This is a genomic window from Enterobacter sp. SGAir0187 (genome assembly GCF_002952735.2).
Taxonomy (GTDB): Bacteria; Pseudomonadota; Gammaproteobacteria; order Enterobacterales; family Enterobacteriaceae; genus Enterobacter; species Enterobacter quasiroggenkampii.
Map to the genome: position 1 here is coordinate 967,963 of NZ_CP025034.2, position 15,990 is coordinate 983,952.

General features: G+C 54.1%; 12 protein-coding genes. 4 read left to right on the plus strand and 8 right to left on the minus strand.

The window, feature by feature from the left end:
- Nucleotides 1-59: 59 nt before the first annotated feature.
- The 3 genes from aroA to CWR52_RS04750 form a co-directional block, all read right to left on the minus strand.
- On the minus strand, nt 60-1,343 hold the full coding sequence (aroA, locus tag CWR52_RS04740; protein WP_104948984.1) for a 3-phosphoshikimate 1-carboxyvinyltransferase: 1,284 nt from the start codon (nt 1,341-1,343) through the stop codon (nt 60-62).
- 69 nt (nt 1,344-1,412) lie between these two features.
- Nucleotides 1,413-2,501, minus strand: coding sequence for a 3-phosphoserine/phosphohydroxythreonine transaminase (serC, locus tag CWR52_RS04745; RefSeq protein ID WP_104948985.1), 1,089 nt, complete (start codon nt 2,499-2,501; stop codon nt 1,413-1,415).
- 162 nt (nt 2,502-2,663) lie between these two features.
- Nucleotides 2,664-3,356, minus strand: a complete 693-nt coding sequence (locus CWR52_RS04750; protein ID WP_045908389.1) for a DUF421 domain-containing protein — start codon at nt 3,354-3,356, stop codon at nt 2,664-2,666.
- Between the two features lie 127 nt (nt 3,357-3,483).
- Between CWR52_RS04750 and ycaO the strand changes: the two genes are divergently transcribed.
- The 4 genes from ycaO to pflA all read left to right on the plus strand — a co-directional run bounded on the left by ycaO (nt 3,484) and on the right by pflA (nt 9,786).
- The gene (gene ycaO, locus CWR52_RS04755; protein ID WP_045417297.1) at nt 3,484-5,244 is read left to right on the plus strand and encodes a 30S ribosomal protein S12 methylthiotransferase accessory factor YcaO; all 1,761 of its coding nucleotides are present in this window, start codon (nt 3,484-3,486) and stop codon (nt 5,242-5,244) included.
- 406 nt (nt 5,245-5,650) lie between these two features.
- Complete coding sequence (focA, locus tag CWR52_RS04760; RefSeq protein WP_008499974.1) at nt 5,651-6,508, plus strand: formate transporter FocA; 858 nt, start codon at nt 5,651-5,653, stop codon at nt 6,506-6,508.
- A gap of 51 nt (nt 6,509-6,559) precedes the next feature.
- A complete protein-coding gene (gene pflB, locus CWR52_RS04765) occupies nt 6,560-8,842 on the plus strand; it encodes a formate C-acetyltransferase (protein WP_014831282.1) in 2,283 nt (760 codons plus the stop codon).
- Nucleotides 8,843-9,045: 203 nt separating this feature from the next.
- Nucleotides 9,046-9,786 (plus strand): pyruvate formate lyase 1-activating protein, encoded by a 741-nt coding sequence (pflA, locus tag CWR52_RS04770; RefSeq protein WP_008499976.1) that lies wholly within the window; start codon nt 9,046-9,048, stop codon nt 9,784-9,786.
- Nucleotides 9,787-9,821: 35 nt separating this feature from the next.
- On the opposite strand, the gene CWR52_RS04775 is transcribed toward pflA, so the two are convergent.
- The 5 genes from CWR52_RS04775 to dmsA all read right to left on the minus strand — a co-directional run bounded on the left by CWR52_RS04775 (nt 9,822) and on the right by dmsA (nt 15,839).
- The gene (locus CWR52_RS04775) at nt 9,822-10,352 is read right to left on the minus strand and encodes an anti-virulence regulator CigR family protein (protein WP_104948986.1); all 531 of its coding nucleotides are present in this window, start codon (nt 10,350-10,352) and stop codon (nt 9,822-9,824) included.
- A 123-nt stretch (nt 10,353-10,475) separates the two neighbouring features.
- On the minus strand, nt 10,476-11,624 hold the full coding sequence (locus CWR52_RS04780) for an MFS transporter (protein ID WP_008499979.1): 1,149 nt from the start codon (nt 11,622-11,624) through the stop codon (nt 10,476-10,478).
- A 277-nt stretch (nt 11,625-11,901) separates the two neighbouring features.
- Nucleotides 11,902-12,765, minus strand: coding sequence for a dimethyl sulfoxide reductase anchor subunit family protein (locus CWR52_RS04785; RefSeq protein WP_104948987.1), 864 nt, complete (start codon nt 12,763-12,765; stop codon nt 11,902-11,904).
- Nucleotide 12,766: 1 nt separating this feature from the next.
- A complete protein-coding gene (locus tag CWR52_RS04790) occupies nt 12,767-13,384 on the minus strand; it encodes a DMSO/selenate family reductase complex B subunit (protein ID WP_021240882.1) in 618 nt (205 codons plus the stop codon).
- 10 nt (nt 13,385-13,394) lie between these two features.
- Nucleotides 13,395-15,839: a dimethylsulfoxide reductase subunit A gene (dmsA, locus tag CWR52_RS04795; RefSeq protein WP_104948988.1), complete on the minus strand. Its 2,445-nt coding sequence runs from the start codon at nt 15,837-15,839 to the stop codon at nt 13,395-13,397.
- Between the last annotated feature and the right edge of the window lie 151 nt (nt 15,840-15,990).

Genomic DNA, 15,990 nt, shown 5'->3' on the forward strand with positions numbered 1-15,990 from the left:
CGGAAGTGTTCGTCAGGAAGCGTAAGGAAATGCCGCATCGGGTGATGCGGCAGGCGTTATCAGGCCAGCGTGCTAATGCGTGCCAGCTGTTCGAAGTAGTCCGGGAACGTTTTCGCCGTACATTTTGGATCAAGAATGGTGACAGGCGTGTCTGACAACGCCACCAGCGAGAAGCACATCGCCATACGGTGATCGTTGTAGGTTCCGATCTCGGCAACCTGCAGTTTTGCAGGAGGCGTGACGCGAATGTAGTCTTCGCCCTCTTCCACCTCAGCGCCGACCTTACGCAGTTCAGTCGCCATCGCGAACAGTCGGTCGGTTTCTTTTACGCGCCAGTTGTAGATATTACGCAGCGTGGTGGTGCCTTTTGCGAACAGCGCCGCCGTGGCAATGGTCATCGCTGCATCCGGAATATGGTTCATGTCCATGTCGATGGCCTTCAGCTCGCCGCGGGTACAGGAGATGAAATCATCACCCCAGGTCACAACCGCGCCCATTTTCTCCAGCACGTCCGCAAAACGGATATCGCCCTGCACGCTGTTGCGGCAAATACCGGTCACCTTCACGGTACCGCCTTTGATCGCGCCCGCCGCCAGGAAGTAAGAAGCCGACGAGGCGTCGCCTTCAACCAGATAGCTGCCCGGCGACTGGTACTGCTGCGCCCCACGCACCACAAAGCGCTGATAAGACTGGTTTTCCACCTCGACGCCGAAGGTTTTCATCAGGTGCAGCGTGATATCGATATACGGTTTGGAGACCAGCTCGCCTTTAATCGTAATTACCGTATCCTGCGGTGCCAGCGGCGCGGTCATCAGCAGCGCGGTCAGGAACTGGCTGGAAACGCTGCCGTCAACTTCGACGTGACCGCCGGTAAAGCCCCCGCGCAGACGCAGTGGCGGATAATTTTCCTGCTCCAGATACTCAATCTGCGCGCCGCCCTGACGCAGGGCATCCACCAGATGACCGATCGGACGCTCTTTCATGCGAGGCTCACCGGTCAGCACAATGTTGTTGCGCCCAAGACACAGGGCCGCCGCCAGCGGACGCATCGCGGTACCCGCGTTGCCCAGAAACAGCTCAAGCTCTTCACCCGTCTGCAGCGCGCCGCCGTTGCCGGTCACTTCGCAGCGGGTGCGATCGTCGGAGAGAGTGTAATGAACGCCCAACGCTTTCAGCGCATTGAGCATATGGCGCACGTCATCGCTGTCCAGCAGGTTTGTAAGGACGGTGGTGCCGTTTGCCAGTGCTGCCAGCAGCAGAGCGCGGTTCGAGACACTTTTTGAACCAGGCAGATTAATGGTGCCATCTACCCGCGCGATAGGTTGTAACGTTAGGGATTCCATGAAAACTTAACTCTCAACTCAACATAATAAAAACCCCGCAGCAGGGCTACGGGGGTGAAAACAGCGCAATTAACCGTGGCGACGTTCGAAGTCGATCATGAAATCGGTCAGCGCTTTAACGCCTTCCAGCGGCATCGCGTTATAGATGGAAGCACGCATGCCGCCCACGACACGGTGACCTTTGAGCGCGTGCAGGCCTGCCGCGAAGGACTCTTCCAGGAACACTTTATCCAGGCTGCTGTCCGCCAGCTGGAACGGCACGTTCATGCGGGAACGGTTAGCTTTCGCCACATCGTTGCGGTAGAAATTGCTCTTGTCGATCACGCCATACAGCAGTTCAGCTTTCTGCTGATTCACTTTGTCCATCTGCGCCACGCCGCCGTTTTGCTTCAGCCATTTGAAGACCAGGCCGGAGAGGTACCAGGCAAACGTCGGTGGGGTGTTGAACATCGAATCGTTGTCGTTCAGCACGGTGTAATCAAGAATCGACGGGCAGGATGTATGCGCTTTACCCAGCAGATCTTCACGCACGATAACAATCGTCAGGCCTGCAGGGCCGATATTTTTCTGTGCGCCCGCGTAGATCACGCCATAACGGCTGACGTCAATTGGCGCAGACAGAATGGTGGAGGAGAAGTCAGCGGCAACCACGACATCGCTGCCGAAGTTTGGCGTCTCGTCGATGGCAATGCCGTCAATGGTTTCGTTCGGGCAGTAGTGCAGATACGCGGCGTTATCAGAAAGCTGCCACTCGCGCATTGGCTTCACGGCGCGCAGGCCATCAACGGTCACTTTGGCGTCGATCACATTCGGCGTGCAGTATTTGTGCGCTTCTTTCACAGCACTGGCCGCCCAGTAGCCTGCGTCAACGTAGTCTGCCGTCGTTTTATCGCCCAGGATGTTCAGCGGTACGCCCGCAAACTGGCCGCGCCCGCCGCCGTGACAGAACAATACTTTGTAGTTCGAGGGAATATTCAGCAGATCGCGAAAATCCTTTTCTGCCTCTTCCGCCACCTGAATAAACTCTTTACCCCGGTGGCTGATTTCCATCACCGACGTTCCCAGACCGTTCCAGTCACAAAGTTCCTGTTGAGCCTGTTTAAGCACGTCTGCCGGTAACATTGCCGGACCTGAACTGAAATTAAAGACTTGAGCCATTTCCCCTCACCACGCTAAAAGCCATAAGTTATAACTGTGGATATCGGTTTTATCATTCAGTGACACGCGCCGCAATGTCTAAAACTTATGACCCGTGAAATGTGCCCCACGTCACACAAAACAATCTGCCGCCTCGCCAGGACAAAACCGACAAAATGGCTGTCAGGTGATGCGTTTAGCCCGGCTAACCTTCGTCCATTCCGGATTTGCACAGCGGGGGCATAATTGACGATCCCCCGGCTGCATCGCGACGACATGGCTACATCTCACGCAGGCATACTCGCCTGACTCAGGTACGGTTCTGAATCGCTCGATCAGCATATCCGGCAGGATGCACAGTCCCGGCCTCACCTCATCGTCAGAATAGTAATAGACGCTGATCTGCCCGTTGGTCTCCATGATCGCCAGACGCACCTGCCCGAGCTGTTCCACGCTGTTCAGGCGTAGCTCCATAAAGAACTCAAACTCGGTCATATTGGCGCTTTGCACATTTTCCCAGGCCAGCTGACCGTCCTCGACGATAACGACCGGCTTCCCTTCAAGCAGATCTTCCAGCTTTTCACTTTTCGACATCAGCCACATGACAAGCCGGTAAAGCAGCGCCAGGGAGACAAAAACGATGAAGACCGGCACCATCGGCACATCATCATAAAAGGCGACGTCTCCCGCCGCGGAACCCAGCGTCAGGATAATCAACACTTCAAAGAGCGACATCTGCCGTACGCCACGGCGGCCCGTAATTTTGAGAAACAGGAAGACGAGGACGAAGGTATACAAGCTGCGAAGCGCGACTTCGCCTAAAAACTCCGGAGGGACTTTATCAAACGCCATCCGCTGGAGATCGAATGCTTTCATTTTTCTATGCCTTAACAGTAGGTTACTGAGTGTAAGCATAGCTCAGGCATTTATTTTCGCCGAAGATAGCACCCGTCACGCAAAACCCGTATCATTGCGCGCTTTACGTACGATAAAAGTGAACGCCATGACTCAAACGTTTATCCCCGGCAAAGACGCCGCACTGGAAGATTCCATCGCTCGCTTCCAGCAGAAACTGACCGATCTGGGTTTTAACATCGAAGAAGCCTCCTGGCTCAATCCGGTGCCTCATGTCTGGTCCGTACATATTCGCGATAAAGACTGTGCCCTGTGCTTTACCAACGGTAAAGGCGCGACGAAAAAAGCGGCACTGGCCTCCGCGCTGGGTGAGTATTTTGAGCGTCTGTCCACCAACTATTTCTTCGCTGACTTCTGGCTGGGCGAAACCATCGCCAACGGCCCGTTCGTTCACTATCCGAACGAAAAATGGTTCCCACTGACGGAAGACGACGAACTGCCGGAAGGTATTCTCGACGCGCGTCTGCGCGCTTTCTACGATCCGGAAAACGAACTGACCGCCAGCATGCTGATCGATCTGCAGTCCGGAAACGACGATCGCGGTATTTGCGCCCTGCCCTTTACCCGTCAGTCTGACGAGCAGACCGTCTATATCCCGATGAACATCGTCGGCAACCTGTATGTGTCTAACGGCATGTCCGCCGGTAACACCCGCAATGAAGCGCGCGTGCAGGGTCTGTCTGAAGTCTTCGAGCGTCACATCAAAAACCGCATTATTGCCGAATCCATCAGCCTGCCTGAAATTCCGGCAGACGTGCTGGCGCGCTACCCGGGCGTGGTGGAATCCATCGCCAAACTGGAAGCAGAAGGTTTCCCTATCTTCGCGTATGACGGCTCGCTGGGCGGCAAGTATCCGGTGATCTGCGTCGTGCTGTTTAACCCGACTAACGGTACCTGCTTCGCCTCCTTCGGCGCGCACCCGGACTTCGGCGTGGCGCTGGAGCGTACCGTCACCGAGCTGCTGCAGGGCCGTAGCCTGAAAGATCTCGACGTGTTTACGCCGCCAACGTTTGACGATGAAGAAGTGGCCGAGCATACCAACCTCGAAACCCACTTCATCGATTCCAGCGGCTTAATTTCCTGGGATATGTTCAAGCAGGACGCGGACTATCCGTTCGTGGACTGGAGCTTCGCCGGAACCACGGAAGAAGAGTTCGCCACGCTGATGGCGATCTTCAACGCGGAAGACCAGGAAGTGTACATTGCCGATTACGAGCACCTGGGCGTTTACGCGTGCCGCATCATCGTGCCTGGCATGTCTGACATCTACCCCGCTGAAGACCTGTGGCTGGCGAACAACAGCATGGGCGCCCATCTGCGCGAAACGCTGCTGGCTCTGCCGGGCAGTGAATGGGAGAAAGAAGATTACCTGAACCTGATCGCCCAACTGGACGAAGAAGGCCACGATGACTTCACCCGCGTACGCGAACTCCTGGGTCTGGCGACCGGTAAAGATAACGGCTGGTATACCCTGCGTATTGGTGAACTGAAAGCAATGCTGGCTCTGGCGGGTGGCGATCTGGATCAGGCCCTGGCCTGGACCGAGTGGACCATGGAGTTCAACCAGTCGGTCTTCTCTGCCGAGCGCACCAACTATTACCGTTGCCTGCAAACCCTGCTGCTGCTTGCACAGGAAGAGGATCGCGAACCGCTGCAATACCTGAATGCTTTCGTGCGTATGTACGGGGCTGAGGCCGTTGAAGCAGCCAGCGCGGCCCTGAGCGGCGAAGCGCCGTTCTATGGCCTGCAGGCTGTTGATAGCGATCTGAAAGCCTTCCCGGCGCATCAGTCACTGCTGAAGGCCTACGAAAAGCTGCAGAAAGCAAAAGCCGCTTACTGGTCAAAATAAGCGCACATAACATTACCAGCAGTAGGCGTATTCAATCGTCTGGGCTATATTACGGGGCAATTTCATTGCCCCGTTTTTTATTTTCTTCGGCAATGATTGTTGATTGTAATAATAAAGTTAAACACGGGTAAATATAATAATATTGATCTGGGCTTTACTGTTACTTTTTATGGTTAATACTCCATATTAATTAACTGATAAAGAGGTGGCTGAACGAAAAAATTCAACTCTTTTCATAACTTTTAAAATTTATTTTTATACGGATAATCAAATACTTACTCCGCATTTGCTGTAAATCCATACACACTGCGGACCTATAAGCCAGGCGAGATATGATCTATATCAATTTCTCTTCTATAATGCTTTGTTAGTATCTCGTCGCCGACTTAATAAAGAGAGAGTTAGTGTGAAAGCTGACAACCCTTTTGATCTTTTACTCCCTGCTGCGATGGCCAAAGTTGCCGAAGAAGCAGGTGTCTATAAAGCAACGAAACACCCGATGAAGACGTTCTATCTGGCGATCACGGCTGGTGTGTTCATCTCTATCGCTTTCGTCTTCTACATCACCGCCACCACCGGTACTGCCGGAATGCCTTTCGGCATGGCCAAACTGATTGGCGGCATTTGTTTCTCACTGGGTCTGATTCTCTGCGTCATTTGCGGCGCCGACCTTTTCACCTCAACGGTGCTGATTGTCGTAGCAAAGGCCAGCGGAAGAATTACCTGGGGTCAGCTGGCACGTAACTGGCTTAATGTTTACGTGGGTAACCTGGTTGGCTGTCTGCTCTTTGTTTTGTTGATGTGGCTTTCTGGCGAGTACATGACCGCCAACGGTGGCTGGGGCCTTAACGTCCTGCAAACCGCCGACCACAAAATGCACCACACATTTATCGAAGCCGTTGCTCTCGGCATCCTCGCTAACCTGATGGTCTGCCTGGCTGTATGGATGAGCTACTCGGGTCGTAGCCTGATGGACAAAGCCTTAATTATGGTTCTGCCGGTTGCGATGTTTGTTGCCAGCGGCTTTGAGCACAGTATCGCGAATATGTTCATGATCCCAATGGGCATTGTTATCCGCGACTTTGCGAGCCCGGAGTTCTGGACCGCAGTTGGTTCATCCCCGGAAAGTTTCTCTCACCTGACTATTATGAATTTCATTACTGATAACCTGATCCCTGTCACTATCGGGAACATTATCGGTGGGGGTCTGTTAGTTGGGTTGACATACTGGGTCATTTACCTGCGTGGCGACGATCATCATTGATGGTTTTCTCAGGCAGTAAATAAAAAATCCACTTAAGAAGGTAGGTGTTACATGTCCGAGCTTAATGAAAAGTTAGCCACAGCCTGGGAAGGTTTTGCGAAAGGTGACTGGCAGAATGAAGTAAACGTACGTGACTTCATTCAGAAAAACTATACCCCGTATGAAGGTGACGAATCCTTCCTGGCTGGCGCAACTGACGCGACCACCAAGCTGTGGGACAGCGTAATGGAAGGCGTTAAACTGGAAAACCGCACTCACGCGCCAGTTGATTTTGACACCTCCGTTGCTTCCACCATCACTTCTCACGACGCTGGCTATATCAACAAAGCCCTTGAGAAAATCGTTGGTCTGCAGACTGAAGCACCACTGAAACGCGCAATCATCCCGTTCGGTGGTATTAAAATGGTTGAAGGTTCCTGCAAAGCGTATAACCGCGAGCTGGACCCAATGCTGAAAAAAATCTTCACCGAATACCGCAAAACCCACAACCAGGGCGTATTCGATGTTTACACCAAAGACATTCTGAACTGCCGTAAATCTGGCGTTCTGACTGGTCTGCCAGATGCGTATGGCCGTGGTCGTATCATCGGTGACTACCGTCGCGTTGCGCTGTACGGTATCGACTTCCTGATGAAAGACAAGTACGCGCAGTTTGTTTCCCTGCAGTCCGATCTGGAAAACGGCGTAAACCTGGAAGCGACTATCCGTCTGCGTGAAGAGATCGCTGAACAGCACCGCGCGCTGGGTCAGATCAAAGAGATGGCGGCTAAATACGGCTGCGATATCTCTGGTCCGGCTACCAACGCTCAGGAAGCTATCCAGTGGACCTATTTCGGCTACCTGGCCGCAGTTAAGTCTCAGAACGGTGCAGCGATGTCCTTTGGTCGCGTATCCACCTTCCTGGATGCTTACATCGAACGTGACCTGAAAGCAGGCAAAATCACCGAGCAAGACGCTCAGGAAATGATTGACCACCTGGTCATGAAACTGCGTATGGTTCGCTTCCTGCGTACGCCTGAATACGATGAGCTGTTCTCCGGTGACCCAATCTGGGCAACTGAATCCATCGGCGGTATGGGCGTTGACGGCCGTACTCTGGTGACCAAAAACAGCTTCCGCTTCCTGAACACCCTGTACACCATGGGTCCTTCTCCGGAGCCGAACATCACCGTTCTGTGGTCTGAAAAACTGCCTCTGAACTTCAAGAAATTCGCCGCTAAAGTGTCCATCGACACCTCTTCTCTGCAGTACGAGAACGATGACCTGATGCGTCCGGACTTCAACAACGACGATTACGCTATCGCTTGCTGCGTAAGCCCAATGGTTGTTGGTAAGCAAATGCAGTTCTTCGGTGCGCGTGCAAACCTGGCGAAAACCATGCTGTACGCAATCAACGGCGGCGTTGATGAAAAACTGAAAATGCAGGTTGGTCCTAAGTCTGAGCCGATCAAAGGCGATGTGCTGAACTATGACGAAGTCATGGAGCGCATGGATCACTTCATGGACTGGCTGGCGAAACAGTACGTCACTGCGCTGAACGTTATCCACTACATGCACGACAAGTACAGCTACGAAGCTTCTCTGATGGCGCTGCACGACCGTGACGTTATCCGCACCATGGCGTGTGGTATTGCAGGTCTGTCCGTTGCTGCTGACTCCCTGTCTGCAATCAAATATGCGAAAGTTAAACCAATTCGTGACGAAGACGGTCTGGCTATCGACTTCGAAATCGAAGGCGAATATCCGCAGTTTGGTAACAACGATGCTCGCGTTGATGACATGGCGGTTGACCTGGTAGAACGTTTCATGAAGAAAATTCAGAAACTGACTACCTACCGTAACGCTATCCCGACTCAGTCTGTTCTGACCATCACCTCTAACGTTGTGTATGGTAAGAAAACCGGTAACACCCCAGACGGTCGTCGTGCTGGCGCGCCATTCGGCCCAGGTGCCAACCCAATGCACGGTCGTGACCAGAAAGGTGCGGTTGCCTCTCTGACTTCCGTTGCTAAACTGCCGTTTGCTTACGCGAAAGATGGTATTTCTTACACCTTCTCTATCGTGCCAAACGCGCTGGGTAAAGACGACGAAGTGCGTAAAACTAACCTCGCGGGTCTGATGGATGGTTACTTCCACCACGAAGCGTCCATCGAAGGTGGTCAGCACCTGAACGTGAACGTCATGAACCGTGAAATGCTGCTCGACGCGATGGAACATCCTGAGAAATATCCTCAGCTGACCATCCGCGTATCTGGCTACGCAGTACGTTTTAACTCCCTGACTAAAGAACAGCAGCAGGACGTTATCACCCGTACTTTCACTCAGTCCATGTAAGTGGAATTGACTGAAATCGCGCGTTAACAAGCGTACAATAAAGGCTCCACGTCAGTGGGGCCTTTTTAGCACCCTCTCCACCTCAGTCTCTTTTGTCCGCTATCTATACTGAATGGATAACAGCCAAAACAGACTTAACACAGCCGGCTTTGAGCTGTGCATACACAGGCCCCGGACGGGCCGATGATGGAGATATCACCGCAATGTCAACTATTGGTCGTATTCACTCCTTTGAATCCTGTGGCACCGTCGATGGCCCGGGTATCCGCTTTATCACCTTTTTCCAGGGCTGCCTGATGCGCTGCCTTTACTGCCATAACCGCGACACCTGGGATACGCACGGCGGTAAAGAAGTCACTGTCGACGATCTGATGAAAGAGGTGGTGACCTATCGCCACTTTATGAACGCCTCCGGTGGCGGTGTGACCGCATCCGGCGGTGAAGCCATTCTTCAGGCTGAATTTGTCCGCGACTGGTTCCGCGCCTGCCACAAAGAAGGCATTCATACCTGCCTGGACACCAACGGCTTTGTACGTCGCTACGATCCGGTGATTGATGAACTGCTCGAGGTGACCGATCTGGTGATGCTCGATCTCAAACAGATGAACGATGAGATCCACCAGAATCTGGTGGGCGTCTCCAACCACCGCACGCTGGAGTTTGCCAAATACATTGCCGATAAAGGCATCAAAACCTGGATCCGCTACGTGGTGGTACCAGGCTGGTCAGATGACGACGACTCCGCGCACCGCCTGGGGGAATTCACCCGCGACATGGGCAACGTCGAGAAAATCGAGCTTCTGCCCTATCACGAGCTGGGTAAACATAAATGGGTGGCCATGGGTGAAGAGTACAAGCTTGATGGCGTGAAGCCGCCGAAAAAAGAGACGATGGAACGCGTCAAAGGTATACTTGAACAGTACGGTCACAAAGTGATGTATTAAAGAAAAGGCCCGGCGAGAACCGGGCCTTTTTTATTCTATTTAAAGACGCCGTTAATAACGGACGTCACAATCGCAGTACTCAGCGCAATTAAGACCAGGTCGTCACCCACTACGCGCCATTCATAGCCGGGATAGGCAGGAAGTTGGTCCAGCATTGAGGCCGGAACGGCCTTCTTCGCAATACCCGGAGGCAGTGGTTTACCGCGCGCCAGATTTTTTGCGATCCCCGGGGGCAGAGACTTATAGCCCGTTAAGCCGTAATTCACGGCCAGATGGCGGGCATGATCGAAGCTCACGCGAGCATCAACGTCATTACCGACATCTTTGCTGTTTTTGAAGTTCTTATCAGATTTTCCAGGGTTATCCTGTCCGCTATTTTGCTTATTACCATGGTTACCGGCGTTACCAGAATTCCCGTTACCATGATTGCCGCCATTACCTTGTCCGCCACCGTTTCCGTGACCACCGCCGTTCCCGTTGCCAGGATTAGCCATGACCGGAGCCGTTGCAAACGTTAAAGACAACACTACGGCAAGTGCGGTAGTGGAAAAACGACGTATAGACATGATTGCTGCCTTATTGTGGTAGGACTCACCTGAATTATCGCCCGGCGCAATAAACAAACAATAAGTAAAACTCTGAGTTGTGATGGGGACAAAAAAGCCTGTCATCGACAGGCTTTTAATTCATCAGGCATGTGCCACCGGCGTTGGATGTTCGCCCGCTTTACGCAGCAGCATTAACAGATAAATAAACGACACGCTGGCGATCATGATAAACAGTAAATTGTCGGAATAATTTTGCATCAGCATCGCGGTAAACGTCGGCCCTAATAAGCTGCCGATGGTATAGCTCAGTAAAAGCGCCTGGTTCATTGCCACGAGCTGGTGATGCTCAACTTTCTCACAGGCCCACGCCATCGCGACCGGATAAAGCGTGAAACCTGCCGCTCCAAGAATAAACAGCGCGGGTGCCATCGCGGCATTGCTGAGCATGGCGAGGCATCCCATGATAACAACGAAGACCTGAACGCGCAGCACCAGCAGACGACCAAAGCGATCAGCCAGACGGCCAATTGGCCACTGCCCCACAATACCCGCACTCACCATCACCGCCATCCAGAAGCCAATTCCGGAGTCGCTAACGCCCTGATGGTTCAGATAGAGCGGCATCAGGCCATAGAGCGAGCCCAGGACAATCCCCGAGATAATGCAGCCGTTAACGCCAAGACGCGCCTGACGCAGCCGCAGCATTGGCCAGACGTGGGTTGCTTCCTGGTGTTCACTGTTCTGGTTCACAATGCGCGTAAAGAGCAGCGGCAGGATCGCGGCCAGCACCATACCGGTCACCCACGGCAGAACGCTCATCAGGTCGGTTGGCAGCTTGCTCACCATCAGTTGTCCCAGCACGGTGCCGACATAGTAAACCATCATGTAGGCAGCCAGCAGGCGTCCGCGGTTGCGGGAGGTGCCGCTGCACATCAGCGCACTTTCAACGACCACCCAAATCATCGCGCAGCCGACACCGGCGATAAAGCGCCATGCCATCCAGCTCCAGAAGCCGACCATCAGGCCCAACCCCGCACACCCGGCAGCGAAAATCAGCGAAGCCAGATAATAGCTACGGTTAAAGCCAAAGCGCTTGATCAGGCTCCCGGTCACCAGCGTACCCAGCAGGTTCCCGGTAAAAAAGGATGAGCTGACCATACCCACCTGCCAGGTCGGTAAGTTTTCATGGGCGAGCCACAGCGGGACGAGCGTATTTAACACTGCGATCGCCAGGGTCAACAGAAGCAGGCCACAGAGCAACAGCAGCACTGGCCGGGTATAGGTGGTCATGGATTAAAAAGCCGTGAGGAAGTTCAGATTTCGTGCGCATCATGCCACTGGCAAAAACAAAGTCAATCCACTGATTTAGCCGCCTCGCACAATATGTTCCCTGTCGATTTAAAAAACTTATCCTGCTAATGCCACGCCTGCTATAGATATTAATTATGTCTCTGTTTTCATTTATTAATGGGCAAAATTAAAACAAAACGACAGTCGAAAAATTTCATGATCGAAAAAAAGAAAAAGCCGGGCACTCAGGCCCGGCTTGATATAACCAAATGCAACGTTAACTGGCGACAGCCATACCAACGGTCATATGCAACCCGTAGAACACGCCGCGACCAATCAGTTCACCCGCCAGTACCAGCACAAAAGCCAGTGACAACAGCGGCAGCGCAGGCTGATAGCCTTTCAGCTGAGGAGCAATCCAGAATACCAACGCCGCGACCAGCAGAACGATACGCCAGGCCATCAGCGCACCGTAGTCCGGCACCAGGGCAGAGGCCTGCTGGATAGAGCTGTGAATGGTTGCCAGTTCGGCACCCTGCATCAGGGCGACCATCGCACTCACCACCAGCGCCAGCAGCGAAACAGCGGGCAGCAAACGCATAGCCCACCCGTCTACACCCGCCACGCGCAGCAGCAGGTAGCCCAGAAGCGGCCCGCCGATAAACATCGTCAGGAAGAAGCTCATTGGCGTCCAGACGCTGTACCAGGTGGGGACGGTATCAATGGTGTTATAGACACGCACCATCATCCACACGAACACCACGCCCAGTACCATGGTCACGATCAGCCACAGGCTGCGCAGACCCGCTGGCAATTTCTTCAAAGCGGCCAGCAGCCAGCCCAGCCCACCGACGGCGAAGAAAATCGCCCCGCTGGCAATCTCGTTACTGAGGGATGAGGCCCCCACGCGATTCAGAGAGTTAAACGCGCGCATCGGCGAGCCCAGGTGCAGCGTTGAGGCGATAAAGCCAATCCCCATCAGCACCCACAGGCCAAACATGCTCAACACTAAACGCTGCTGCTGTTCAGCATTGAGCTGACCTTTCAACAACGCCAGCGCGAGCACAATGAAGCCGCCCGCCACGCACTGACCAAAGACCGTGAAGATCATCAGCGGCCATTCATGCCATCCACTTCCCATCTCACACCTCCTTCGGGTTTGCCAGGTAGCCGGTGGTGTCACCTGTAGGACGGCTGTTGGCGTTAGGTTTAATCACAATACTCGGCTTCGTGAAGTGCGCAGACGGCAGCGGTGCCACGGCGGCGAGCTGACCGTGTTTTTGACGCAGCTCTTCAATCGGGCCGAAGTCCAGCGCGCGCAGCGGACAGGACTCGACGCAAATCGGCTTTTTGCCATCCGCTACGCGGGTGTGGCAACCATCGCATTTGGTCATATGGCCCTTGGCAGCGTTATACTGTGGCGCGCCATACGGACAGGCCATATGGCAGTAGCGACAGCCTATGCAGACATCTTCATCCACCACCACAAAACCATCTTCGCGCTTGTGCATCGCTCCGCTCGGACAAACCTTCGTGCAGGCAGGATCTTCACAGTGGTTACAGGCAATCGACAGGTAATACGCAAATACGTTCTGATGCCAGACGCCGTTATCTTCCTGCCAGTCGCCCCCGGCGTATTCGTAGATGCGACGGAAGCTCACGTCCGGCGTCAGGTCTTTGTAATCTTTACAGGCCAGCTCGCAGGTTTTGCACCCGGTACAACGGCTGGAATCAATAAAAAATCCATACTGAGTTGTCATCGGTTACTCCTTAAACCTTTTCAACCTGGACAAGGTTTGTGTGGGATGGATTGCCCTTCGCCAGCGGCGACGGACGCTGCGTGGTCAGCACGTTAATACTGCCCGCCTGGTCAATGCGGTTGGCATCCGGGCTGTACCAGGCCCCTTCCCCTAACGCCACCACGCCGGGCATCATGCGTGGGGTGACTTTGGCTTCAATATGCACCTCGCCGCGACCGTTGAAGATACGCACGCGATCGCCATTGCTGATGCCGCGCGCTTTCGCGTCCATCGGGTTAATCCACATCTCCTGGCGGCAGGCGGCCTTCAGCACGTCGACGTTACCGTAGGTAGAGTGAACACGCGCTTTATAGTGGAAGCCGGTCAGCTGCAGCGGGAATTTCGCCGTCAGCGGATCGTTATAGTTTTCAAAGCCCGGCGTGTAGATCGGCAACGGATCGATGATGTCCCCTTCCGGCAGCTCCCATGTCGACGCGATTTTTGCCAGCTCTTCGGAGTAAATTTCGATTTTGCCCGACGGCGTGGTCAGCGGGTTCGCCTGCGGATCTTCACGGAACGCTTTGTACGCCACGTGGTGCCCTTCCGGATCGCGCTGTTTGTACATCCCCTGCTTGCGGAAGGTATCGAAGTCAGGGAGGTCCGGGATCGCCTTGCGGGAGAGTTCATGCAGATGGCGCATCCACCCTTCCTGAGTACGTCCCTCGGTAAACTGCTGCTCAACGCCAAGACGTTTCGCCAGCTCAGAGGTCATCTCATAAATGGTTTTGCACTCAAAGCGCGGTTTAATCGCCTGGTCGGTAAAGATCACGTAGGACATGTTGCCGCAGGAGGCGTCCAGCGCGAAATCCATCTGCTCAGAGGCGGTGCAGTCCGGCAGCAGGATATCGGCATATTTTGCCGAGGAGGTCATGTGGCAGTCGATCACCACAATCATCTCGCACTTCTTGTCGTCCTGCAGGATTTCATGGGTGCGGTTGATTTCGGAGTGCTGGTTGATGAGACAGTTACCGGCATAGTTCCAGATCATCTTGATCGGCACGTCCAGCTTGTCCTTGCCGCGCACGCCGTCGCGCAGAGCGGTCATTTCCGGGCCGCGTTCAATCGCATCGGTCCACATAAACATGGAGATGCTGGTCTGAACCGGGTTATCCAGCGTCGGCATACGTTCAAACGGCACTTCATATGAGCCTTCACGCGCGCCGGTGTTACCGCCGTGAATGCCGACGTTGCCGGTCAGAATGGAGAGCATGGAGATGGCACGGGTCGCGATTTCGCCGTTCGCATGACGCTGCGGACCCCAGCCCTGGCTGATATAGGCCGGTTTGGCTGAGCCAATCTCACGCGCCAGTTGAACGATACGCTCTGCCGGGATGCCGGTGATGGTGGAGGCCCACTCCGGCGTTTTCGCCACGCCGTCGCTGCCCTGTCCGAGAATATACGCCTTGTAGTGACCGTTTGCCGGTGCGCTGGCGGGCAGGGTTTTCTCGTCATAGCCGACGCAGTATTTATCCAGGAAAGACTGATCAACAAGGTTTTCGGTGATCATCACCCACGCGAGCGCTGAGACCAGCGCCGCATCGGTTCCCGGACGGATGGGGATCCACTCGTCTTCACGTCCGGCACCGGTGTCGGTATAGCGCGGATCGATGATGGTCATGCGGGCATTGGATTTAGCGCGAGCCTGTTCGAGGTAGTAGGTTACTCCGCCACCGCTCATGCGGGTTTCACCCGGGTTGTTACCGAACAGCACGACCAGCTTACTGTTTTCGATATCGGACGGGCTGTTGCCGTCAGCCCAGCCGCCGTAGGTGTAGTTCAGTCCTGCCGCGATCTGCGCAGAGGAGTAGTCGCCATAGTGATTGAGATAACCACCGCAGCAGTTCATCAGGCGCGCCACCAGCGTTTTTCCCGGTGGCCAGGAGCGGGTCAGCGTGCCGCCAAGCGTCCCGGTACCGTAGTTCAGGTAGATAGATTCGTTACCGTACTCTTTAATCAAACGCTGCATGTTGGTGGCGATGATATCGTAGGCTTCGTCCCAGCTAATCCGCTCGAATTTCCCTTCCCCACGCTTACCGACGCGCTTCATCGGGTATTTCAGGCGGTCCGGATTATAGACACGACGACGCATGGAGCGACCACGCAGGCAGGCACGGACCTGATGTAACCCTTCGTAGTTATCGTCTCCGGTATTGTCGGTTTCGACATATTTAATTTCACCGTCCACCACATGCATGCGCAGCGGACAACGGCTACCGCAGTTTACGGTACAGGCACTCCACACCACTTTTTCCGGTGCTGTAGCCGGGGATAACGCATCCGCAGCCGAAGCCAGCCGTGTAAAAGGGAGCGTGAAGGCGCTGCTGGCTACAGCCAGGCCGCCAATTGCCGTGGTTTTCATCAACCCACGGCGAGTGACCTCGGCAGCCATTAACGCTTCAGGCGCGTTGATTTTCATAGAGACTCACTTTGGTTGCTCACAAAGAAAAGAGAGGCGGCGCAAACCGCTATGTAGTTTTATATATAACGAATTTTTTCGTTATTAGCGTTTTATGCTGACTTTCATTCGGAGGAGTATTACTACTTTAGAGGGAGGGATTATTGCGTCG